This window comes from Achromobacter pestifer, assembly GCF_013267355.1.
In the GTDB taxonomy this organism is placed as follows: domain Bacteria; phylum Pseudomonadota; class Gammaproteobacteria; order Burkholderiales; family Burkholderiaceae_B; genus Achromobacter; species Achromobacter pestifer_A.
The window spans coordinates 2,394,436-2,417,983 of sequence record NZ_CP053985.1 but is presented as its reverse complement, the minus strand read 5'-3'; the positions used below and the strand labels follow the sequence as shown (position 1 = coordinate 2,417,983).

At 65.5% G+C, this 23,548-nt stretch carries 20 protein-coding genes; 18 read left to right on the top strand and 2 right to left on the bottom strand.

Going from position 1 to position 23,548, the window contains the following annotated elements; all coding sequences use genetic code 11:
• The first annotated feature begins 34 nt into the window (after positions 1-34).
• The 5 genes from FOC84_RS11700 (at position 35) to FOC84_RS11680 (ending at position 4,149) form a co-directional block, all read left to right on the top strand.
• Positions 35-841 carry an SURF1 family protein gene (locus FOC84_RS11700; protein WP_173144562.1) on the top strand — a complete coding sequence of 269 codons (807 nt, stop codon included), beginning with the start codon at positions 35-37 and terminating at the stop codon, positions 839-841.
• A 90-nt stretch (positions 842-931) separates the two neighbouring features.
• Complete coding sequence (locus tag FOC84_RS11695; protein ID WP_438800881.1) at positions 932-1,513, top strand: SCO family protein; 582 nt, start codon at positions 932-934, stop codon at positions 1,511-1,513.
• Positions 1,514-1,584: 71 nt separating this feature from the next.
• On the top strand, positions 1,585-2,619 hold the full coding sequence (locus tag FOC84_RS11690; protein ID WP_173150095.1) for a COX15/CtaA family protein: 1,035 nt from the start codon (positions 1,585-1,587) through the stop codon (positions 2,617-2,619).
• A gap of 13 nt (positions 2,620-2,632) precedes the next feature.
• The gene (gene cyoE, locus FOC84_RS11685) at positions 2,633-3,526 is read left to right on the top strand and encodes a heme o synthase (RefSeq protein WP_173144560.1); all 894 of its coding nucleotides are present in this window, start codon (positions 2,633-2,635) and stop codon (positions 3,524-3,526) included.
• Positions 3,527-3,543: 17 nt separating this feature from the next.
• Complete coding sequence (locus FOC84_RS11680; RefSeq protein WP_088143737.1) at positions 3,544-4,149, top strand: SCO family protein; 606 nt, start codon at positions 3,544-3,546, stop codon at positions 4,147-4,149.
• Positions 4,150-4,167: 18 nt separating this feature from the next.
• On the opposite strand, the gene FOC84_RS11675 is transcribed toward FOC84_RS11680, so the two are convergent.
• Complete coding sequence (locus FOC84_RS11675) at positions 4,168-4,386, bottom strand: DUF3717 domain-containing protein (RefSeq protein WP_173144559.1); 219 nt, start codon at positions 4,384-4,386, stop codon at positions 4,168-4,170.
• Between the two features lie 131 nt (positions 4,387-4,517).
• Between FOC84_RS11675 and FOC84_RS11670 the strand changes: the two genes are divergently transcribed.
• The 6 genes from FOC84_RS11670 (at position 4,518) to FOC84_RS11645 (ending at position 11,356) form a co-directional block, all read left to right on the top strand.
• Entirely contained in the window at positions 4,518-5,204 is a 687-nt protein-coding gene (locus FOC84_RS11670) for a glycine zipper 2TM domain-containing protein (protein WP_173144558.1), read from the top strand.
• Positions 5,205-5,248: 44 nt separating this feature from the next.
• Positions 5,249-6,019, top strand: a complete 771-nt coding sequence (locus FOC84_RS11665) for a PhaM family polyhydroxyalkanoate granule multifunctional regulatory protein (RefSeq protein ID WP_173144557.1) — start codon at positions 5,249-5,251, stop codon at positions 6,017-6,019.
• Positions 6,020-6,094: 75 nt separating this feature from the next.
• The gene (gene glmU / locus FOC84_RS11660; RefSeq protein ID WP_173144556.1) at positions 6,095-7,468 is read left to right on the top strand and encodes a bifunctional UDP-N-acetylglucosamine diphosphorylase/glucosamine-1-phosphate N-acetyltransferase GlmU; all 1,374 of its coding nucleotides are present in this window, start codon (positions 6,095-6,097) and stop codon (positions 7,466-7,468) included.
• Positions 7,441-8,853 carry an MFS transporter gene (locus tag FOC84_RS11655; protein WP_173144555.1) on the top strand — a complete coding sequence of 471 codons (1,413 nt, stop codon included), beginning with the start codon at positions 7,441-7,443 and terminating at the stop codon, positions 8,851-8,853. Before glmU ends, FOC84_RS11655 begins: the two co-directional genes overlap by 28 nt.
• A 125-nt stretch (positions 8,854-8,978) precedes the next feature.
• Positions 8,979-10,301 (top strand): UDP-glucose dehydrogenase family protein, encoded by a 1,323-nt coding sequence (locus FOC84_RS11650; protein WP_173144554.1) that lies wholly within the window; start codon positions 8,979-8,981, stop codon positions 10,299-10,301.
• The gene (locus FOC84_RS11645) at positions 10,298-11,356 is read left to right on the top strand and encodes a glycosyltransferase family 4 protein (protein WP_173144553.1); all 1,059 of its coding nucleotides are present in this window, start codon (positions 10,298-10,300) and stop codon (positions 11,354-11,356) included. The genes FOC84_RS11650 and FOC84_RS11645 overlap by 4 nt, the downstream gene beginning before the upstream one ends.
• 14 nt (positions 11,357-11,370) lie before the next feature.
• Here FOC84_RS11645 and FOC84_RS11640 read toward each other — a convergent pair whose 3' ends face one another.
• Positions 11,371-11,859 (bottom strand): Lrp/AsnC family transcriptional regulator, encoded by a 489-nt coding sequence (locus FOC84_RS11640; protein WP_173144552.1) that lies wholly within the window; start codon positions 11,857-11,859, stop codon positions 11,371-11,373.
• Between the two features lie 152 nt (positions 11,860-12,011).
• On the opposite strand from FOC84_RS11640, the gene glmS reads away from it, so the two are divergent.
• The 7 genes from glmS (at position 12,012) to FOC84_RS11605 (ending at position 23,537) form a co-directional block, all read left to right on the top strand.
• On the top strand, positions 12,012-13,844 hold the full coding sequence (gene glmS, locus FOC84_RS11635) for a glutamine--fructose-6-phosphate transaminase (isomerizing) (protein ID WP_173144551.1): 1,833 nt from the start codon (positions 12,012-12,014) through the stop codon (positions 13,842-13,844).
• Between the two features lie 589 nt (positions 13,845-14,433).
• The gene (locus FOC84_RS11630) at positions 14,434-15,693 is read left to right on the top strand and encodes a nucleotide sugar dehydrogenase (protein WP_173144550.1); all 1,260 of its coding nucleotides are present in this window, start codon (positions 14,434-14,436) and stop codon (positions 15,691-15,693) included.
• Between the two features lie 39 nt (positions 15,694-15,732).
• Positions 15,733-18,213: a hypothetical protein gene (locus tag FOC84_RS11625; protein WP_173144549.1), complete on the top strand. Its 2,481-nt coding sequence runs from the start codon at positions 15,733-15,735 to the stop codon at positions 18,211-18,213.
• Positions 18,210-20,264, top strand: coding sequence for a glycosyltransferase (locus tag FOC84_RS11620; protein WP_173144548.1), 2,055 nt, complete (start codon positions 18,210-18,212; stop codon positions 20,262-20,264). The genes FOC84_RS11625 and FOC84_RS11620 overlap by 4 nt, the downstream gene beginning before the upstream one ends.
• Before the next feature lie 41 nt (positions 20,265-20,305).
• On the top strand, positions 20,306-21,460 hold the full coding sequence (locus tag FOC84_RS11615; protein WP_173144547.1) for a polysaccharide biosynthesis/export family protein: 1,155 nt from the start codon (positions 20,306-20,308) through the stop codon (positions 21,458-21,460).
• Positions 21,461-21,467: 7 nt separating this feature from the next.
• Positions 21,468-22,808 (top strand): ABC transporter permease, encoded by a 1,341-nt coding sequence (locus FOC84_RS11610; RefSeq protein WP_173144546.1) that lies wholly within the window; start codon positions 21,468-21,470, stop codon positions 22,806-22,808.
• Positions 22,809-22,817: 9 nt separating this feature from the next.
• Positions 22,818-23,537, top strand: a complete 720-nt coding sequence (locus FOC84_RS11605) for an ATPase (RefSeq protein ID WP_173144545.1) — start codon at positions 22,818-22,820, stop codon at positions 23,535-23,537.
• Positions 23,538-23,548: the final 11 nt, after the last annotated feature.

Here is a 23,548-nt window from a genome sequence, read left to right as displayed (position 1 = left end):
TCTCCGGACGAATCAGAGTAGTTATTGTAGAAATATGGCCCGACCGCATTCAACCCGATACACGGTAGCCGCCTTGCTGTTGCTGGGTGTCGCCGTTGTCATCCTGGCATCGCTGGGGCAATGGCAATTGCGCCGCGGCGATGAGCGACGCGCCATTCTGGCCGCTATCGAAGCGGGCCGCAAGCAAGCGCCGCTGCCCTTGACCCCGGCCACCGACCCTGCCGAGATGACCGCCTGGCGTTCGGCCCAGGCCAGCGGGGTCTGGCTGCCGCAATTCAGTGTACTGCTGGACAACCGCAACCACGACGGCAAGCCCGGCTACTGGCTGGCCACGCCGCTGCTGCTGGACGCCGATGCGCGCCGCGCCGTGCTGGTGTTGCGCGGCTGGGTCCCGCGCGTCATGGGGATCCAAGGGCAGGGTCCCGCGCAGCCGCCGCTGCCCGCCACGCCCGAAGGGCCGCAGACGGTGACGGGCGAGCTGTCGCCGCGCGTGCCGCGCCTGTTCGAGATCTGGTCGCTGGGCGGGTCGGAGCAGTCCGCCTTGCCGGCGTCGCTGCCCGTGGCTGGCGACGCCTTGCCGCAGGTGCAGAACCTGCCGCTGGACGCATACGCCAAATCCACTGGTCTGACCCTGTTGCCCACGGTGCTGTCGCAATCGGCGGGCAACGCGGACGACGGCCTGGTGCGGGACTGGCCGCAGCCGTCCGTGGACTTCCAGCAGAACACGTCCTACGCCGTACAGTGGTTTGCCTTTGCCTCGATTGCCGCCGTTGCATGGCTGGTGGTGCTGGGGGGCGCCATCCGGCGCATGCGGCGCGCGCAGAACGCGCCCGGCGCCTGACCGGGACGCCGACTCTTAACCCGCAAGACGACAGGATACAAAGTGGCTCGCGACCTTTCCTCTACCAAGCCCGCACGCAAGCGCTCCTTGATGCCGATGCTGCTGGTGTTCCTGTGCTCGCTGGCGCCCATCGTCGCGGCGGTCGTGGTCTACATGAATCCGCAGTGGTGGCCCGACGAATCCAGCAATTACGGCACGCTCCTGAGTCCGCAGCGGCCCATGCCCGTGGCCGAGGCATTGCGCCTGACCACGCTGGACGGCCAGCCTTTCGACCTGCAGAGCCTGAAGGGCAAGTGGCTGCTGGTGGCCGCCGATGGTGGCGCCTGCCCGGAGAGCTGCGCCCGCAAGCTCTTCATCGCGCGCAACAGCCACGCCAGCCAGGGCAAGAACGTCGACCGGCTGGCACGCGTCTGGTTCATCACCGACGATGCGCCCGTGCCGGACAAGGTGCTGGAAGCCTACAAGGGCACGGTCATGGTGCGCGTCAATCCCGACCAATTGGCGCGGTTCCTGCTGGCGCGCGATACGGCCGCGGGCCAGCCCGGGCTGGAGGCGCCGATCTGGGTGATCGACCCGCTGGGCAACTTGATGATGCAGTACCCTGCCGAGGCCGATGGCGTGAAGGTGCGCAAGGACATCAGCAAGCTGGTCTACAGCTCGAGAATAGGCTAGGCCGCGGGCCGGCATGGTTTTAATGCGCCGCGCGTGGAGCGCGCGGCGCTGCAGATTGGATGTTTATGGAAATCGAACGCATCAAAGCGCGTTATCGCAAGCTCGTCTTCTTTACCTGGTTCCTGACGCTGGACCTGATCATGTTCGGCGCCTTCGTGCGGTTGACGGACTCCGGCCTGGGCTGCCCCGACTGGCCCGGCTGCTACGGCAGCGCGACGCCGCTGGGCGCGATGGGCGATATCCACGAAGCATCGCAGGCCATGCCTTTCGGCCCGGTCACCTTGTCCAAGGCCTGGATCGAAATGATCCACCGCTATGTTGGCACCATCCTGGGCATGCTGATCATCGGCATCGTCTACATGGCCTGGCGCTACCGCAGCCAGCTGGGCCGCTCGCCCAGGTTGGCGGTCGTGACCCTGATCGCGGTCTGCGTGCAGGGTGCGTTCGGCGCCTGGACCGTGACCCACAAGCTGATGCCCGTCGTCGTGACCGCGCACCTGGTGTTCGGCCTGTCGGTGCTGGCGCTGATGACTTGGCTGTCCGCGCGAGAACGTCCGCATCTGGCCGTGGCCGCGGCGGCCGCGCGCTGGAAGCCCTGGGTGGCCGGCGGCTTTGCCCTGCTACTGGTGCAGGTGACCCTGGGCGGCTGGGTCAGCACCAATTACGCCGCGCTGGCCTGCATGGATTTCCCCATGTGCCACGGCGCATGGGTGCCGGAAATGGATTTCCATGGCGGCTATTCGATCATCCGAGCCCTGGGCGAGCTGCCGTCGGGCGAGATGATTTCCCAGCCGGCGCTGACCGCGATCCACTGGGTCCACCGCAACTTCGCCTTCGTGGTGTTCCTGTACCTGGGCATACTGGCCTGGCGCCTGCGCGCCGAGCCTGGCCTGCGCGGCCCGGCTACGTTGATGCTGGCGCTGTTGGGCGCGCAGTTGCTGACCGGTCTGACCACGATCTTTTTCCAGTGGCCGCTGTTGATCGCGGTGCTGCACAATGGAGGGGCCGCCGGCCTGACCCTGGCCGCGGTGGTTTTGATGGTGCGTTTGTCCACAGCTGGACGTGCGCCCGCCGGGGGCTACGGCCCCAATTCGGTGCGCGTTTAAAATAGGGCCCACTATGACCAGTATTGCCGCTCCTCAGCCCGGATTGTTCCGCCAGTATTTCGTCCTCACCAAGCCGCGCGTGACGCAATTGGCGGTGTTTTGCGCCGTGATCGGCATGTTCCTGGCGGCGCCGGGCATTCCCGACATGCGCCGGGTGTTGTTCGGCACCCTCGGCATCTGGCTGCTGGCCGCGGCCGCCTTCGCCATCAATTGCCTGATCGAACAGGAAATCGACGCCCGCATGTTGCGCACCGCGCGCCGCGGCACCGCACGCGGCACGATTTCGGCGTTCCACGTGCTGAGCATGTCCGGCCTGCTGGGCGGCGCCGGCATGTTCGTGCTCTATCACCTGGTCAACCCGCTGACCATGTGGCTGACCTTCGCCACCTTCGTGGGCTACGCCGTCATCTACACCGTCATCCTCAAGCCGCGCACGCCGCAGAACATCGTCATTGGCGGCCTGTCGGGCGCCATGCCGCCGGCCCTGGGCTGGGCCACCGTGGCGGACTCGGTGCCGGCCGAGGCCTGGATCCTGGTCCTGATCATCTTCATCTGGACGCCGCCGCACTTCTGGGCGCTGGCGCTCTACCGCAACCACGACTATGCCAAGGCCGGCCTGCCGATGCTGCCGGTTACGCATGGCAACCAGTTCACGCGTCTGCACATCCTCTTGTACAGCGTGGCGCTGGTCGCCACGACGCTGCTGCCCTACGCCATCCGCATGAGCGGCGAGCTCTATCTGCTGTCGGCGCTGGCGCTGGGCGGCATGTTCGTTTCCTACGCGTGGCGGCTGTACCGCGCCTACAGCGATGAGCTGGCGCGCAGCATGTTCCGTTTTTCCATACTCTACCTGGCGCTGCTGTTTGGCGCCCTGCTGGTGGACCACTGGGTCGGCCTGCTGCGCTGATCCCCTGGAGGTTGTCGATGTCCGTGTTTTCCACCAGCCGCCGGCTGGTTCTGCGCCTGGGCGCAGCCGCCGCTGTCACCGCCGCCCTGGCCGCCTGCGGCGACAGCAAGCCCGTCTTCAAGGGCAGCGACATCAGCGGCACCCAATTGGGCCGCGCCATGGAGCTGGTCGACTACAACGGCAAGACGCGTCAGCTGTCCGATTTCGCCGGCAAGGTAGTGGTCGTGTTCTTCGGCTTCACGCAGTGTCCGGACGTGTGCCCGACGTCGCTGGCCGAGCTGACCGAAGTCATGAAGAAGCTGGGCCCGGACGCCGACCGCGTCCAGGTGCTGCTGATTTCGGTGGATCCCGAGCGCGATACGCCCGAGGTCCTCAAGCAGTACGTCACCGCCTTCGATCCGCGCTTTCTGGGGCTGACCGGCACGCCGGACCAGGTCAAGAAGGCCGCCGCGTCCTTCAAGGCCTATTACGCCAAGGCGCCGACCAAGGACGGCAGCTACACCATGGACCATACGGCCGCGTTCTACCTGCTGGACGGCAAGGGCGAATCGCGCGTGCTGGCCAATAACAACATCGGGGTGGAAGCCCTGACGCAGGACATCAAGGCGCTGCTCAAGGGCTGATCGGACGGTCGCCCTGGCTTACTTGCCGGCGGCGGCCCAGCCGGCCAGCGCGGCGCGGGCCGGCTCGCTCAGTTCTGCGACGGGGATCTCGCGCCGGTGCGCCATGATCATCAGCGCGTAAGGCGTGGCCAGCGCGGCAGCCTCGGGGCACAGGCGGGATTCGTCACCCACCGACGGCGAGATATTGCGCCAGTAGTTGATGGCCTGTTCGAGCTGGGGCAGGGTAATGGGATCCATCCGCCTATTGTCCACGAATGGGAAAGGCTGTCCACCGGCCCGCGTCCTGCAAAGAAGCGTCACCATCGCAACACGCCGAAACCGTGCCCGGGTGCTATACCACTGCCGGTTAGTAACGATGGAGCATCGTCATGAATACATCCGCCAAAATTGAATCCACGCGCCGCGCCATCCATCCCCTGGTTGCCGCGGCCGCAATCGCCGTCATCGTCATGTGCACGGTGGGCGTGGCCGCCGTGATGGGCTGGCTGCCCTCGCCTTCGGCCAATCCGCATGCCGACGAGCCGGTGGCCGAGGCCGGTCCGGAAGGCGCCAATCTGGCGCCCGCGCCGCAGGCCGCCATGCCGCCCGCACCGGCCCAGCAAGGGGCGCAGGCGTCCGCCGCGCCGCGTCCTCAGGCTCAGACCCAGGCCCAGCCGCCTGCGCCTGCCCAGCGCCCTGCGCCTCAATCGCCCGCGCCGCAAGCCTGCGCGAGCTGCGGCGTGGTGGAATCGGTCCGACAAGTGCAGGTACCCGTCAAGGACAATAGCGACCACCTCATCGGCACCATCGGCGGCGGCGTGGTCGGCGGCGTCGTGGGCAACCAGTTCGGTGGCGGCAGCGGCAAGACGGCCCTGACCGTGCTGGGTGCGGTGGGCGGCGCTTTGGCAGGCCGTGAAGTTGAGCGTAATATCAGACAGCAACAAACGGTGACGCACTATGAACTCACGGTGCGCATGAATGACGGCAGCACGCGCCAGTTCCGCAGCGCGCAGCCGTTCGCTTTTGCGTCCGGCGATCATGTGCGCGTGGAGAACAATCAGCTGCTGCGCGGATGATCCCGCCTGCCGGCGACCATCATATGTCTTAGGGGAGACCAGGAATGAGCGACCAACACACGAACCCGTTCGTTCTGCCCGGCATGGGCCAGCATTCCGACCTGTCGGGCAACCCGCTCCTGGCCAGCATGGAAATGATGCGCCAGGCCTGGGCGGGCCTGACCGGACCTGGAGGCCTGGCCAGCAGTCTGCCCATGGCTCCCCCGATGAACCTGGAAGACCTGGACCGCCGCATCGCCGAGTTGCGTTCGGTGGAAAGCTGGCTGCGCATGAACCTGTCCATGCTGTCCGGCACGATCCAGGGCATGGAGGTCCAGCGCTCCACCATCAGCACGCTGCGCGCCTTCGTGGATAGCGCGGCCAATCTGGACATGGGCGCCTTCCAGGACAGCGGCGCGGCCTCGCCGCTGGAAGTGGTGCTGGGCCTGAAGCCCGGCCCCAAGTCCGCAGCCAAGGCGGCGGCTTCCGGCCCAGCCGCCGAAGGCGGCAAGGCCAAGGGCGATGAGGCCGCTGGCGCCGCGGGGCAGCAGCAATCTGCCGCGCCCGGCATGAGCGAGCAGATGGGCGCCGCGGCGCAATCGGCTTCCAAGGCCTGGTGGGACCTGTTGCAGCAGCAGTTCAACCAAATCGCCACCGCCACCGCGGCCTCCATGCCGGCGGCGCCTGCCGCTCCCGGCGCCGATGCCAAGCCCAATCCCAAGCCGGGCGAGTCCAAGGCCGCGGCCGCGACCGCGGCCAAGGCGTCCAAGCCGGCGGCCCGCAAGTCTGCGGCGCCCCGCAAGGCCGCCAAGAAAACCGGACCGGACGCCAACTAGCGGCGGTCCTCTCTTTAAATCGTCGGGCGAGACAGCCGCAAGGCTTCTCGGCCGCCACTCAACATACTGGAACTTATGCTTAACGTAGTAATTCTTGCCGCCGGACTGGGTAAACGCATGCAGTCCGACCTCCCCAAAGTTCTGCACACGCTGGCCGGCAAACCGATGCTGGGCCATGTGCTGGACAGCGCGCGCCAGTTGAAGCCGGCGCGCATCGTCGTCGTGGTCGGCCATGGCGCTGACCGCGTCAAACAGGCTTACGAAGGCCAGGCAGACCTGCATTTCGTGTTGCAGCAGCCGCAGCAAGGCACCGGCCACGCCGTGCAGCAGGCTGTGCCGCTGCTGCTCGAAGGCGATGGCAAGGATGACGTGACCCTGGTGCTGTATGGCGACGTGCCGCTGGTGCAGCCCGAAACCCTGCAGCGCCTGCTGGCAGCGCGCGGCGCGGGCGCCGCCGTGCTGACCGAAGTGTTGGATGATTCCACCGGCTACGGCCGCATCGTGCGCGATGCCAGCGGCAACGTGTGCCGCATCGTCGAGCACAAGGACGCCTCGGCCGCCGAGCGCGAGATCAAGGAAGTGAACACCGGCATCCTCACCGCGCCGACCGCGAAGCTGAAGGACTGGCTGTCCCGCATCGATAACAACAACGCCCAGGGCGAGTACTACCTGACCGACGTGGTCGGCCTGGCGGTGGTCGACGGCGTGGCGGTGGGTGCGGCCCAGCCGGGCGCGTCCTGGGAAACGCTGGGCGTGAACAGCCGCGTGCAGCAGGCCGAACTGGAGCGCCGCTGGCAGGCCGAACAGGCCCGCCGCCAACTGGAAGCCGGCGTCACGCTGGCCGATCCGGCGCGCTTTGACGTGCGCGGCTCGCTCACCTGCGGGCGCGACGTGTTCATCGACGTGGGCTGCGTGTTCGAAGGCCAGGTGTCGCTGGCCGACGGCGTGCGCGTCGGCCCGCATTGCGTGCTGCGCGACGTCAGCGTCGGTCCGGGCACCCATATCGAGGCCTACAGCCATCTGCAGCAGGCGCAGGTCGGCCGCGACGCGCGTGTCGGTCCCTATGCGCGCCTGCGTCCCGGCGCCGAACTCGGCGACCGCAGCCACGTCGGCAACTTCGTCGAGATCAAGAAGAGCGTGCTGGGCGCAGACAGCAAGGCCAACCACCTGGCCTACATCGGTGACGCCGACATCGGCGCACGCGTGAACGTGGGCGCGGGCACCATCACCTGCAACTACGACGGCGTGAACAAGCACCGCACCGTCATCGAGGACGACGCCTTCATTGGCTCGGACACGCAGCTGGTGGCGCCGGTGCGCGTCGGCCGCGGCGCCACGCTGGGCGCGGGCACCACCCTGACCCGCGACGCGCCGGCCGAGAAACTGACGGTGTCGCGCGCCAAGCAGCTCACTGTTGACGGATGGCAGCGCCCGGTCAAGAAATCGTGACGGGGCAGAGCGGAGAGGCGCCGGGCAACGGCGCCAAGCCCGCCGCCCCTGACGGTCTGCCTACGCCGCGCCGCTATTGGGCGGCAGCCACGGTGATGACAGGCATCAGCCTGTCTGTCCTGGACACCACCATCGCCAACGTGGCGCTGCCCACGATCGCCGTCGACCTCAACGCGTCGCCGGCCCAGGCGGTCTGGATCGTGAACGCCTACAACCTGGCGGTGGTGATGATGCTGCTGCCGCTGTCGGCGCTGGCCGAGCGCATCGGCTTTCGCCGCATGTTCACCTTCGGCCTGATGTTGTTCACCCTGGCCTCGCTGGGCTGCGCGTTGGCCGGCACGCTCTGGCAGCTGACGGCGGCGCGGGTGTTCCAGGGCATAGGCGCGGCATCGCTGATGTGCATGTTCGGCGGGCTGGTGCGCAACATCTATCCGCTCAAGCTGCTGGGACGCGGCATCAGCATCAACGCCACCACCGTGGCCATCATGTCGGTGCTGGGGCCGACCATCGGTTCGGCCATCTTGTCGGTGGCGCCCTGGCCCTGGATCTTCGCCGTCAACCTGCCGATCTGCGCGCTGGCGATGCTGGGCCTGCGCCATCTGCCGGAAGTGCCGCGCAACGACGTGAAGCTGGACTGGATCAGCGCCCTGCTGTGCATGCTGACCCTGGGCGTCTTCATTTCGGGCGTGGACATGATGGGCATGGACCTCTTGCGCGGCATCGGCCTGGTGGCGATCGCCACGGTGGTCGGCTTCGTGCTGGTGCGCCGCGTCGGCAAGCAGCCGGCGCCGCTGGTGCCGGTGGACCTGTTGCGCATCCGTCCGCTGGCTTTTGCGGTGGGCGCCTCGGCCTGCACCTTTGCGGCGCAGATGGCGTCCTATGTGTCCCTGCCGTTCTATTTCCAGCAGGTGCTGGGCCGGCCCTATCTGGAAGTGGGCATGCTGATGGGCGCCTGGCCCGTGGGCACCGCCATCATCGCCCCGCTGGCGGGGCGGCTGTCCGATCGCTATTCCGCCGCCACCCTGAGCGGCATAGGCGCCGCCGCGATGGTGGTCGGCATGCTGTGGCTGGCGGCGCTGCCGGCCACGGTGTCGAACTGGCCCATCGTCGCGGGCATGTTCGTGGCGGGGATGGGTTTCGGCTTCTTCCAGACGCCCAACAACCGCGCCCTGCTGTCGGCCGCGCCCCGTTCGCGCAGCGGCGCGGCGGGCGGCCTGCAGGCCACCACCCGGGTATTCGGCCAGAGCTTCGGCACGGCGCTGGTCGCGATCGCGTTCAGCATCAGCCTGGCGCATGGTCCGGGCCTGGCGCTGGTGCTGGGCACCATTTGCGCCGGGTTGGCGGTGGTGGTCAATACGGTCCGCTTCAGTAAGCTGCGGACCTAGGGCGGTCCCGAGGGACCGCCTTTGCGGCGCCGGCGGGCCCGGGCCCCGGCCGCTTCTATAATGACGGCCGGCGCCGGGTTTCAGTCACCCGGCGCAACGATTACCTATTTTGAAGGCGTTCAGGCATGAAGATCACGGTCGTGGGTACCGGTTACGTGGGGTTGGTGTCGGGGGCGTGCCTGGCCGACATGGGCAACGACGTCATGTGTCTGGACGTGGACGCGGCGAAGATCGCCCTGCTGCGCCAGGGCGGCATCCCCATCTACGAGCCCGGCCTCGAAGACCTGGTGCGCCGCAACGTGCAGGCGGGCCGCCTGCATTTCACCGACGACGTCGCGCAGAGCGTGGCCTTCGGCGACGTGCAGTTCATCGCCGTGGGCACCCCGCCCGGCGAGGACGGATCCGCCGACCTGAAGTACGTGCTGGCCGCCGCCCAGAACATCGCGCGCCATATGACTTCGCGCAAGCTGATCGTGGACAAGTCCACCGTGCCGGTGGGCACGGCCGACAAGGTGCGCGCCGTGGTGACCCGCGAACTGGCCGCGCGCGGCGTGGACATTCCCTTCAGCGTGGCGTCCAACCCCGAATTCCTCAAGGAAGGCGCCGCCATCAACGACTTCATGAGCCCGGACCGGGTCGTGGTCGGCGCGGACGACGACTACACCATCGGCGTCATGCGCCGCATCTACGAACCCTTCCAGCGCACCCACGACCGCTTGATGGTCATGGACGTGCGTTCGGCCGAGCTGACCAAGTACGCCGCCAACGCCATGCTGGCCACGCGCATTTCCTTCATGAACGAAATGGCGAACCTGGCCGAAGCGCTGGGCGCCGACATCGAACAAGTGCGCCGCGGCATCGGCGCCGATCCGCGCATCGGCTACCACTTCCTGTATCCCGGCGCGGGCTACGGCGGCTCCTGCTTCCCCAAGGACGTGCAGGCGCTGGTCAACACCGCTGCCGAGAACTCCCTGCCCATGCGCGTGATCGAGGCCGCCGAGGCCGCCAACCACGCGCAGAAATTCCGCCTGTCCGAGAAACTGGTCGCGCGTTTCGGCGAAGACCTCAAGGGCCGCAAGATCGCGCTGTGGGGCCTGTCCTTCAAGCCCAACACCGACGACATGCGCGAAGCGCCCAGCCTGACCGTCATTGCCGAACTGACGCGCCGCGGCGCCGAGGTGCGCGCCTATGACCCCGTCGCCATGCACGAGGCCGCCCGCGCGCTGGCCGGCAAACCCGGCATCAGCTTCGCCACCGACATGTACGACGCGCTGGACGGCGCCGACGCGCTGCTGATCGCGACCGAATGGAAGGTCTTCCGCGCGCCCGACTTCGACCGCGTCAAGGCCCTGCTCAAGACGCCGCTCATCATCGACGGCCGCAACCTCTACACGCCCGCGGATGTGCGCGGCCTGGGCTTCGAGTACTCGGGCATCGGCCGCGCATGAAGATCCTGCAGCTGAACTTCGAGAAGGGCTGGCGCGGCGGCGAACGGCAGACGCTGTATTGCATGCGCGCGTTCCGCAAGGCCGGCCACGACGTCGAAGTGATGTGCCGCGAAGGCGCGCCGCTGGCCGAGCGCGCGCGCCAGGAGGGCTTCGTGGCCCATACCTGCCGCAACGTGCCCGGGCAGCTGGCTTTCCTGGCCGGCGCCGGCCGCTATGACATCGTCCACGCCCAGACCGCCAACACCATTACCTGGGCGGTCCTGACCAAATGGCTGCACCGCCGTCCGGTGGTCTTTTCCCGCCGCACGTCCTTCGTGGTCAAGCCCGGCGACGAATGGAAGACCGGCTTCAAGTGGCGCCACGCCGACCTGTTCGTGGCAATTAGCGAGATGGCCGCCGGCGAGCCACGCCGCCTGGGGATCGAGCCCGTCATCATCCGCAGCGCCGTCGAGCCGCACCAGATCAACGCCGAAAACGTCGCCAACCTGGTGCGCGAATTCGGCCTGACCGGCAAGAAGGTCATGGCGACGTCCGCTGCGCTGATCCGCGACAAGGATCCGGTCACCCTGGTGCGCGCCGTGGGCGAACTGGCCAAGACGCGCCGCGACTTCGTGTTCCTGCACTTCGGCGCGGGCGGCGACCGCGAACAGCAGGCCAAGGACGAGGCCCGCCAGCTCGGCATCGAGGACGTCTACCGCTTTGCCGGTTTCCGCAAGGGCGTGGAAGACTTCTACAGCATCCTCGACGTGTTCGTCATGAGCTCCGAGGAAGAGGCCCTGGGCAGCAGCGTGCTGGACGCCTTCCTGCAGCGTGTGCCGGTGGTGTCCACCGACGCCGGCGGCCTGAAGGAAAGCCTGGCCGACGGGCGCGGCGTGCTGTGCGCGGTGGGCGACTTCCAGGCCATGGCGCAAGGCATGGCGCGCTGCCTGGACGACGCGGCCTTCCGCCAGGAAGTCACCGAGCGCGCCTACGAATACGTGCGCAACGAGCATGACGTGCAGAAAATGGGCAACCGCTACCTGGCGCAATTCGAACGCCTGACCGCCCGCCGCTGATCCATTTCGGCGCCTCAGGCCCGCAGGTCTATCCGGGTCTCGAACTTGGCGCGATGCACCGAGAAGAACGTGCGCACGTTGCGCACATTGGCCTGTGCGGTAAAGGCCCGGTGCACCAGCGCGTGATAGGCCGGCATGTCCTTGACCTGCGCGATCACCACGAAATCCGGTCCGGGCGACACCCGGTAGCACTGCAGCACCGCGGGCTCGGTCAGCATGCTCTGCTCGAACGCGTCCAGGCTTTCAGCGGCCTGCACGTCCAGCGTGATCTCGACGATGGCGGTCAGCGTGCTGCCCAGCTTCTCCGCCGACAGGATGGCCACCTGCTTGTCTATCACCCCTTCGTCCATCAGCCGGCGGACCCGCCGCAGGCAGGTCGGGGGCGAGGCATGTACCCGCTGCGCCAGATCCTGGTTGGTCAGCGAACTGTCTTCTTGTAACTGTTCAAGAATGCGCCGGTCCAGATCATCCAGCTCGGGCAGGGGAATTTGTGTGTTTTGCATGATAAATTTCAAAAAACACGTATTGGAGAAATATTATTTAATCACATTCATGTAAGGGAATTAACTTCCATTTCTTGTCTTAGAAAGAAATCAAATTTCTTGCGGGGACGAGCACAATGCGTCGGTACACGAACTTACCGGAGCACTCTCCTATGTGCGGCATTGTTGGCGCCGTCGCCCAGCGCGACATCACCCCGATCCTCGTTGAAGGCCTCAAGCGCCTTGAATACCGCGGCTACGACTCCTGCGGCGTCGCCGTCTACGCCGACGGCCATCTGCGCCGCACGCGCAGCACGCAACGCGTGGCCGAACTGGCCGAACAGGTTGCGCAGGACAAGGTCAGCGGCTTCACCGGTATCGCCCACACCCGCTGGGCTACCCACGGCGTGCCGGCCACGCACAATGCCCACCCGCACTTCTCGCACCTGGGCAACGACGAGCCGCGCATCGCGCTGGTCCACAACGGCATCATCGAGAACCACGACGAACTGCGCGCCGAGCTGCAGGCCGTGGGCTATGTCTTCGAAAGCCAGACCGACACCGAAGTGATCGCGCATCTGGTCAACCACCTGTATGCCGGCGACCTGTTCGAAGCCGTGCAGAACGCCGTGCGCCGTCTGCATGGCGCCTACGCCATCGCCGTGTTCTGCCGCGACGAACCGCACCGCGTGGTCGGCGCGCGCCAAGGCTCGCCGCTGGTGGTGGGCGTGGGCCAGAACGAGAACTTCCTGGCTTCCGACGCGCTGGCCCTGGCCGGCACCACCGACCAGATCATCTATCTGGAAGACGGCGACGTCGTCGACCTGCAGCTCTCGCGCGTCTGGATCGTGGACGCCAACGGCAAGAACGTGGACCGCGAAGTCCATACCGTGCACGTGCATACCGGCGCGGCCGAACTCGGCCCCTACCGCCACTACATGCAGAAGGAAATCTTCGAACAGCCGCGCGCTGTCGGCGACACGCTGCAAGACATCGAAGCGATCACTCCCGAACTGTTCGGCGACCAGGCCTACAAGATCTTCAAGGACATCGATTCCCTGCTGATCCTGGCCTGCGGCACCAGCTACTACGCCGGCCTGACCGCCAAGTACTGGATCGAGTCCATTGCCAAGATCCCCGTGGCCGTGGAAATCGCCAGCGAATACCGCTATCGCGACAGCGTGCCCAACCCGCGCTCGCTGGTGGTCACCATCTCGCAGTCCGGCGAAACCGCCGACACCCTGGCTGCTCTCAAGCACGCCCGCTCGCTGGGCATGGAAAACACGCTGACCATCTGCAACGTGTCCACCAGCGCCATGGTGCGCGAGTGCAAGCTCTCGTACATCACGCGTGCCGGCGTCGAGATCGGCGTGGCGTCCACCAAGGCCTTCACCACCCAGCTCACCGCCCTGTTCCTGCTGACCCTGGCGTTGGCGCAGGTGCGCGGCCATCTCAGCGAAGAGCAGGAAGCCGAACACCTGAAGGCGCTGCGCCACCTGCCCGTGGCCATAGGCTCGGTGCTGGCCCTGGAGCCGCAGATCATGGCCTGGGCCGATCGCTTCGCCTCCAAGGAAAACGCCCTGTTCCTGGGCCGCGGCATGCACTACCCGATCGCCCTGGAAGGCGCGCTCAAGCTCAAGGAAATCAGCTACATCCACGCCGAAGCCTACCCGGCCGGCGAACTCAAGCACGGCCCGCTGGCCCTGGTGACCGAGCACATGCCCGTGGTCACCATCGCGCCCAAGGACGAGCTGCTGGAAAAGCTGAAGTCCAACATGCAGGAAGTGCGCGCCCGCGGCGGCGAGCTCTACGTTTTCGCCGACGCCGACAGCAAGATCCAGAGCGCCGAAGGCATGCACGTGATCCGCATGCCGGAAAACTACGGCAAGCTCTCGCCCATCCTGCACACCATCCCGCTGCAGCTGCTGTCGTACCACACGGCCTGCGCCCGCGGCACGGACGTGGACAAGCCGCGTAACCTGGCCAAGAGCGTGACGGTCGAGTAAGGCCGGACAGCCGCAGCAGTATCAAGCAAAAGCCCATCCCGCCCGGTGGGCTTTTTGCTTTTGGGGCGGTGAGTGTGCGAATACTTACTTGTGCGGCGGGCGGAGTCAGTCTTTGTTATTTCTGAATAATGACTGTAGCCAGGCTGTTTGGGAATATGACATTGCCTCGGGCTATTAATAAATAACCCCGCGCCAATATTATGTTTTTTCATTTTTGTTAAACCGGACCAACAAAAACCCTTTTATATATTTACTAACAATCTCATTGGCAGGCCATGTTGCGGTTTGTGTAATGAATGTAATTGTTTGAGGGATTTCCCTGGGTTTATTGCGACGAATTCGACTTAATTGCACAGCAATAAAAATATTTAGAAAGAATTTTGCTGTTTGCCCCCTATACGATTCGTTGGCTCGCAGCTAGGTACGTTTATTCAAGTATCTAGCTGTAAATATTCTTAAGCAATACGCCCGCCCGAACCGGGGCAAACATATTCGATTCCGCATCGATTCCATGTCCCCCCGGGCGTCAATTTCTAGTGTCTTCGACACGACGAAACCAGTGAGGTCCCCCGTGGTAAAGAGAATTGCAGTGTGTGGCCTTGGATATGTCGGCCTGCCCGTAGCCGTCGCATTTTCCAAGCGCTTTGATGTCATCGGCTTTGATGTGGACAAGCGCAGAATCGCACGGCTGAAAGAGGGTGATGACTGGACCGGCGAGATCGAACGCGACGTGTTGCTTGCCTCCCCCATGCAGTTCACTGACCAGGTCTCGGAACTGGAAGGCTGCGATTTCTTCGTGGTCGCCGTCCCGACCCCCGTGGACGAAAGGAACAACCCCGACTTTTCCCTGCTGGTGCGCGCCTGCCGCTCGATCGGCCCCGTGCTGCGTCCCGGCTGCATCGTCGTATTCGAATCCACCGTCCATCCCGGCGCCACCGAGGAAATCTGCGGACCGGAGCTGGAGAAAGTGTCCGGCCTGCGCTGCGGCGTCGATTTCAAGCTGGGCTACAGCCCCGAGCGGATCAATCCGGGTGACCGCGAACATCCGCTGGAGAAGATCGTCAAGATCGTGTCCGGCCAGGACGAGGAATCGTTGGAAGTCATCGCCGGCGTCTACGAGCAGATCATCGACGCGGGCGTGCACCGCGCTTCCTCCATCAAGGTCGCCGAGGCGGCCAAGGTGCTGGAAAACACGCAGCGCGACATCAACATCGCGCTGATGAATGAAATGTCGAAGATCTGCGATCTGGTCGGCATCCGTACCTCGGAAGTGCTGGCGGCCGCGGGCACCAAGTGGAACTTCCTCAAGTTCTCGCCCGGCCTGGTGGGCGGCCACTGCATCGGCGTCGATCCGTACTACCTGACGTCCAAGGCGCAGGAGCTTGGCTACCACCCCGAAGTCATCCTGTCGGGCCGCCGCATCAATGACGGCATGGCCAGCCACGTGGCCTCGCGCATGGTCCAGACCCTGGCCCGCAACGGCCGCCTCAACGCCACGACCCGCGTCGGCATCCTGGGCATGACGTTCAAGGAAAACGTGCCCGACATCCGCAATTCCAAGGTGGTCGATCTCTACAACGCCCTGGGCGCATACGGCATTACCCCGGTCGCGTGCGACCCGATGGCCGATCGGGAACAGATGGAGCATGAGTACGGCATCAAGCTTGTCGAGCGCGACCAGTTCCGCGACATGGATGTGCTGATCCTGGCGGTGCCGCACCGCGAAACCATGGACACCTTTTGGGACGACCTGCCGACGCTGGTCAAGAGCGACGGCATGGTGTGCGACCTGAAGTCCGTGCTCGACAGCAAACGGCTTCAGTCCGACCTCCTGTACTGGACTCTGTAAGTTCAGGCTCACTATCGATCACTAGAGGAGAGCCTCCGAATGGCTGCTTTTACCACCGCTCCGATTGGAACCTGCCGCATCCATACGCCGCTGCGCGATGCCGTGGGCCGCTACCCGATCAAGCTGCAACTCGGGCGCAACTACGGCTTCGTCCACACCAGCGCCGAGGCGCTGCAGCAGGCGCGCTTCATGTTCGGCCAGGGCGATATCCCTACCGACGTCCAGCCCGTGATCTTCCGGCCTTCGAATGGCGAGCAGGCGCGTAAAGGCGCCCACAAGCCGGCTGACCTCTACGTGGTCGAACTGTCCTCGCGCAAGTTGCTGACCATAGACGGCTATCCCATCCAGTCCAACTATCTGGTGCGCTATTTCAGCGAATTTTTCGCCGACCGCACGCGCACCCGCATGTTCTGGTCCATGGCGCATGCCGACCGCCTGGCCGAACGGCGCGCCTTGCTGGATCAGGACCCGGTCTTCAAGGGACTGTCCGCGGAAGACCGCGACCTGCTGGCCCGCATCGTCAAGCGCGACCAGACGGACGAGGAGATCGAGCAGGAAATGAACCAGCTGGTCGACCTGCTGGGCCGCGACAAAGTGGTGTTCGTCACGCACGTCAACGCCATGACGCCGGACAACGCGCCCATCGAACAGCGTCAGCAGCTGATCGCCGCGGTGCTCGCCAGCGCGCAGCGCATTGGCGTGCCTTGCTACGACCCGACGCTGCTGATGAACAAGATCGGTCAGGCCGAAGCGATGGAGGACGGCGGGCTCGACCTGACCCACTACACGCCGGCCTTCGCCGAACGCCTGTGCGGCGAATGGTTCAAGACCTACATGCGTCCGCGGATGGACGCCTCGACCACGCAGCCTGCCGCGCCCAAGCTTGCCGCCGACGAAAGCGCCGACCGCATCGAGAAGCTGTGGGACTCGGGCGAACTGCGCGAAGCCTCGCGCCGCGTGCGCGAGGTATTGCGCCGCCATCCCGGCCTGCCGGACCACACGCTGCTGTTTGCGCGCATCCAGCAAGAGCTGGGCGACTATGAAGGTTCGCTGGCGCTCCTGGGCAGCGCCGATGGAGCCATGGCGTCCGGCAGCAAGGCCGAACAGATCCTGATGCGCAACCAGTTCAAGCTGGGACGCCATGACGTGGCGTACTCGCTTGCCGCCGGCTTGTTGGGCGATGAAATCGAAACTTCGGAAATCGTGCGCATCGCGGCGATTTCCGCTGGCCAACTGGGCTACGTGGACGAGACCCTGGGCAACTGGAAGCAGTTGTTCCGTATCTCCTCCCCGGAAGACGCAGTTGCGGTGGAAGCCGCCGACACCGTGCTCGCGCTGCTGCAGGCCAGCGGCGACATGGAAGCCGCCATACGCTGGGTCCACGAGGTTCGCGCGGCCATGCCTGCGTACGGCCGCGGTTTCGCCATGCTGTGGCGCGACCGCCTGCTGGCCGGCGACCGCGCTGGGTTGCGCAACCTGGCGTCGGAATCGCCGGCGCTCAATGAGGTCGATGCGCTGGAACTGGTCAAGGAAGCCTCATGGCGCGGCTGCATCATGGCAGCCGCCACGCTGGCGGTCTCGAGCAAACTGGCAAGCAGCGAGCAGGAAGAAGCGGCTGCCTGGCTGAATGCGCAATCGCAGGCATGGGCCGAAGAAGGCAATCGCGCGCTGGAAGAGGGACGCCTGCGCGATGCGGCGGAACGCATCTGCGCGCATCGCCTGCTCACGCCCGATGCGCTGGCCGGCGTGCGCGCGCAGCGCGCGTTTGAACGCGCCATGCGCCTGGGCGTGCGGGCCGCGCTGGTCGCGGGCAATCACAAGGAAGTCATCGACCTTACCGATATCGCGCTCGACACGCAGATCGATTTTCCCGAGCTGCATGCGATGCGCGGACGCGCGGCCGATGCGCTGGGAGACAAGCAGACCGCCATGCGCCACCTCGAACAGGCCGCGGCGGGCGATTCCACCTCGTTCAGCACGCAGCTGCACTTCGCACGGGTCGCCTTCAATGGCGGCTGGTACGGCGAAGCCATCGACGCCTACAAGACGGTTCTGGGCCACGAGGGCGCCGACCAGGGCGCCCGCGACGAGGCCGAGCGCCAGCTTGGCAGGCTCGGGCCGCGCGCGATCCGCGGCGCCCGCGAGATCCTGTCCGCCGGCGATCACCAGGCTGCCTGGAACCTGCTGGACCGCGTGGCGCAGTCCTGGCCCGCCATGACCGAAGTCGACCATGAGAAGCGCCGCATCCTCGCCGTGCTGTACGCGGAATCGCGTGCGCTGGATCCTGCGAGCGCCACCGAGCGCCTGGCCCTGGGCGAGCGCATCGTGAAGCTGGTGCCTGACGATCCCATCGGCCTGCGCCTGGCCGCCGTGGGCGCCATGCGCCTGCACCGCTTCGAGCAGGCCCTGCCGTACTGGCGCAAGCTGCAGGAACGTTCCGAGAATCCGGCGCAGTTCGATCACTACATCCAGCGCTGCCAGGTGTGGATCGAGAAGATCAATCGGAGGAAGGCAGCATGAATCCGCCACTGACTACCGAGAGTGCGGAGGCTGCATCCGACCTACAGGCGGTGCAAGCCCAGTTGGAAGAGATCGTCACGGCGTCGGTGCGGGTTCAAGTCGCGCAGGAGAATCTGCCCCGCGCCCAGGCGCTGGCGTGCGATCACCTGGCAGACTCGAAGGTCCGCTTCCTGCTGCTCAGGCTGAAGGAAGCGGCGGGCCTGAACGAAGGCATGGCCGGGCAGTGGGCCACGCTGCTGCAAGAGTGCCCGGACGACTTTCTGATCGTCCGCTACTGCGCGACCCGGCTGGTGAAGGAACGGCAGATCGATGAGGCCTTGTCCCTGGTCGACCGCCATTTGCCGCCCTCTACGCAGAACCCCGACCGCCTATTCGCCCGGGCCAAGCTGCTTAGCGACATCCGTGCGCACCAGCAGTCCGACGAACTGTTTCGCCGGCTGATTTCGGAGAACACCGATCGCAACATGCGCGTCGAGTTCGCCAAGCGCCTGCGCAAGCGCGGGCTGCTGGCCGATGCGTTCGACGCGATCGCACCCGTCATGAAGCACTTGACGCCGGGCAGCAAGGCGGCGGAACTGGCCAACGACCTGGCCAGCGACTACGCCTTCTACCAGCGCTTTGAATCCGAAGAGGGGTTGGTGGGCAAGGATGTCAGGATCGTGTCGATGAAGCATGCGATCCTGCACTTCCGCGACCGGAAGATCGCCGAACATTCGACGGAGAAGCCGGTTTCCGTGGCGCTCGTGACGGGCAGCCTCGGCCCTGGCGGCGCCGAACGCCAGCTGACGCGGCTGGCGGGCGAGCTGACCCGCCTGGCGGAGTCTCCCGAGCGCCGGCCGGCCGATGTCATCATGATGCCGAAGAAAGTCGAAGTCATGGTGAAGCAGCACACCGAGCCCGCGGGCTCCACCAAGAAGCAGGGGCTTGATTTCTTCCTGCCCGTGCTGGCGAAGGCGCAGATACCGGTCACGGAGATCAACAAGCTGCCGGCGGTGTCGGTGTCCCATCAATCCGTGCCGGAGGGCAGCCTGAGCCGTCTGCTGGAGCAATTGCCGCCTCCGGTTCACTACGGCGTGACGCGGCTGACTCCCGTGTTGCGGGAGAACCCGTTCGACGTGGTGAGCCTGTGGCAGGACGGCACTTGCCTGTTCGGCGCGCTGGCCGCGCTTCTGGCCGGCGCCCCGACCATCCATCTGGTCTTCCGCGGACTGCCGCCGAACATCCGCAAGGACCGCTTCCGCGAAGAGTATCCCGAGCTGTACCAGGCCCTGGCCTTGGTGCCTGGGGTGGTTTTCGTCAGCAACAGCTGCAAGGCCGCGGAGGCCTATTCGGAATGGCTGGGCATCCCGATCACGCGCTTCCATATCCTGTACAACGGCGTGCCCGATCTGTCGACGGATGCGTCGGCCGTGGATGAGGAAAAGTGGCAAGCCTTCCAGGAAAGCACGAACGACGCCACGGAAACGATAGGCGGCGTGTTCCGCCTCGAGCCGGACAAGCGGCCGCAGCTGTGGATCAAGCTGGCGGCCATGTACCTGAAGGACCGTCCGCAAGCGCGCTTCGTCATCGTGGGCGATGGACGCCTGCGCGAAAACATCGAGGCCTTGGCCGAAGAGCTGAGCGTGACGGACAGGCTGTTGCTGGTCGGGCTTTCCAACCACGTCGGCTATTGGTATTCGCAAATGGATGCCAGCGTCCTGCTGTCGCGCTACGAAGGCTTGCCCAACGTGCTGATCGAAGCCCAGCTCGTGGGCGTGCCGGTGATCTCGACCCCTGCCGGCGGCGCTGGCGAATGCTTTGTCGAGAACGAGACCGGCCATCTGCTCAGCTGCGTCGATCACCCGGATCTGCACGAGGCCTGCGAGAAAGTCGCGTCCATGGTGGATCAGGTGCGTAGCAACGAGCAGTTGAGGGAGCACAGCCGCCACCGCGCGCAAAAGCTGTTCTCGCTTGACGCCATGCTGACCAAGTTCATGGGTCTGTGCATGCCTGTGGTGTCCGAGAACGACGAACGCATGGATCTCGAACCCATGCGCTTGATGCAGGCCTGATTGGCGCCCAACCAATCAAGCTGCTGAAACGAAAGGATCTTATGCATATGTACGTCCCGGGTTCGGGGCTGCCGCGCAAGGCAGCCCTGACCATGGTGGTTCTTGCCACGCTGACTCTCGCGGGGTGCCAGCTGCCCCGTTCCGGCCCGATGTTGAGCGAGATGACGGGCGCGCACGATGACAAGGACGTCATCGTGATGCCCGTGTCGCGCGAACTGGTGCAGGCCAGCCGGGTGCCCGACGTGGCCGACTTTCCCGTGCGCTACCGCGATCTGACGCAGGCTGGTTTTGACCGCCTGGTGCCCGGCGACGGCATCAACGTGAAGGTGTGGGAGCGCGGCGGGCTGGGCGTGTTCGCGGCGGATCCCTCGGGCGTGAGCGACCTGGGCAACCAGGAGATAGACACGGCGGGGAATGTGAATTTCCCCATCCTTGGAAAATTCCACGCCGCTGACAAGACCCTGGGGCAGCTGCATGACGCCGTCGTCGCGCGCCTGGCCAGGCTCGTCGTCGGCGCGGACGTCAGCGTGACGCGCGCCGCGGATGCGCGCGGCCAGATGGTGACGGTGCAGGGCAACCTGACCAAGCCCGGCATGTATCCCATCACTCAGACCTCGCAGCGCCTGAGCAGCGCGCTGGCGCAGGCCGCGCCGGTGCAGACGAATCCCGAGCAGCTCGTCATCAGCCTGCGCCGCGACAACCAGGTGGCGTCGGTACGGCTATCGGACATCTATCGCAACCAGAACAACGACATCCTGCTGCGCGCAGGCGACGTCATCACCGCCTATGACTCGAAAGAGTACCTGACCGTGCTGGGCGCGGCCGGCAACCAGGGGCGCGTGGCCATCAGCAAGCGCAACTACAGCGTGCTGGATGCGTTGGCGGATTCCAAGGGCCTGGACGACAAGCTGGCGGATCCGCGTTCCGTATTCCTCTTCACGCCCGCCAAGGCAGGCGCCGTGGGTAAGCCCGATCTGCTGCCGGTGGTCTACCAGTTCGATCTCACGCGTCCGGAGCAGGTGGCGCTGGCGCGCGAATTTACCGTGCATGAAGGCCAGGCCATCTATATCTCGGATGCGCCGTTCACGCAGGTACAGAAGGTCTTGTCGGCATTCCGCGTCACCATGAGCGCCGGCTTCAGCGCCACGCGCGCCATCGACAGCGATTCGGGCGGCTCGTCCGGCATAAGCCAATAGCGTGTCGATGAGCAACGAGGACAGGATCAAGGGCTGGCGCTCGCGCCGTAAGGACAGTAGCTACTCAGTGGGATCCGGCGTCGCGGCCTGGCGCCTGGATCCGGCGGCATTGTTTGAAGCAAAGGCCCCGCCGGCCGTCCTGCTCAAGCCTCTGGTCGCGCGTCTGCAGGGCGAGCCGCACGATTCCGTGGCTGCCCGGCGGGCGGTCTACGAGGCCGTGCAGGCGGAGCTGGATGCGGAGATCGCGCGCAGCGCCGTCGACGAGACGCTGGCCGATTTTTCGCGGCGGCGCCTGCGCGTCATCGTGCGCCTGCTGGAGATGGACATCCGCGACGGCGTCGAGGTGTTCGCGCCCGGCTACATGCCGGCCAGGTTGGCGGCGGAGGACGAGCGCCTGGCCATGGCGCATGCGCGGCGCGTGGAGCGCAGGAAACAGGATGAGGCGCGCGAGGCGCGCCGCCATGCCTCGCGCAACGACATAGCGTTGGAAGTCGAGGTGCCGCAGGACGAGGCTGGCGATCTGGCGATTCTGCGGGAGCGCTTGCAGGATCTGCATCAAGGACACGATCCTAGCCATTCAGTGAAGGTCCGGCCGGTCGGACGCACGTTGTTGGCGATGTTCATTTACCAGCTGCGCGTGATGCATGGCGAGAGCCGGATCGCCCTGGTATGGGCGCTGGTGGGCCCGGTCGTGCTGCTGACGCTGATCTCGTCGCTGTACATCCTGATGGGCACGCACTACATCATGGGCATGGACGTGCAGACGTTCTCGCTGTTGGGGGCCACGACCTGGATCATGTTCCGGCAGATCGCCTTCCGGAGCAGCACGGCCTACGTGTCGGCTCGTGGCCTGCTGAACTTCCAGGGCGTCACGCCTCTGATGTGCGCGCTGGTGCAGGCGCTCATCTACGTGTCGGTGTATCTGGTGGTGTTCCTGGTGCTGATCAGCGCCGGCCATGCCTTGGAGCTGGTGACGCTGCCCAAGAGCTGGCCGGGGTTCCTGCTCTTTGTCGTACTGATGGGATGTTTCGGGGCCGCCCTGGGCGTGCTGTTCGGCTCGATCGCGACCTTCTGGCATTTTTTCCTCAGGCTGGCGCCGATCATTGAACGGTTTCTGCAGATCTTTGCGGCCGTGTTCTTTGTTTCGGAGCAGTTGCCGGAGAATCTGCGCCCGTGGATGCTGTGGCTGCCGTTGGCGCACGGCATGCAGCTGCTGCGCTCGGCCTACTTCGAAGCCTACACCTCGCATGATGCGAGTTTGGGGTACTTCCTGACCTCTTTGGTTTTCTTGATGGTGCTTGCGTTGGCGGCCGAGCGTCTGGCCCGTCCCAATGTTCAGCCGATGTGAGGGAAGAAGATGATCCATCTCAATGGCGTCACTGATGAGCCCTATGCATTCGGCAGCAGGCAGGCGCTGCTTTCCAACGTGGATCTCGAGATACCGGTCGGGCGCTATGCCTTGCTGTCGCCCGCGCCGGAACTGCATCGCCAGATCGTCGATGTGCTCTGCGGCCTGCGCCCGCCGCGCCAGGGCTTCGTCAAGCACGATGGCAACGTGTCGTGGGCGATAGGCCGGCAGGGCTTTATTCGTGGCAAGGCCAACGGCCTGAGCATGATCGACTTCGTCAGCGAGATGTACGAGATCGACGCGGACGCCACGCATGAACTGGTCGCGGACCTGGTCAGCGATCCCGCAACCCTGGCCAAGCCGATGGAGCACTGGCCGCTCTACGCGCGGCAGGAGTTTTCCTTTGCGCTGGCGCTCGCGCCGGCGTTCGATGTCTACGTGATCGAAGGGGCCATCCCTTTCGAGCCTTGCCGTTTCACCCGCCTGTGGCTGGCTCTGTTCGAAGAGCGCCTGGTCGGCCGGACACTCATTCTTTCCAGTTACCGCCAGAATCAGTTGGCGGACTATTGCTTCAAGGGTTTGATTTATGAACGAAGCGCACTCAGCATCGAAGTCGACCTCGACCAGTGCATCCGCAGGTTCCCCCCAAGACGGTCAAGGAACGAATCCGGCAGCGCAGGCGACGACGTCCTCGGAGGCGGCTTCGAGGAAACCGGGTTCGGTATCTGAAGGCCGCTCGG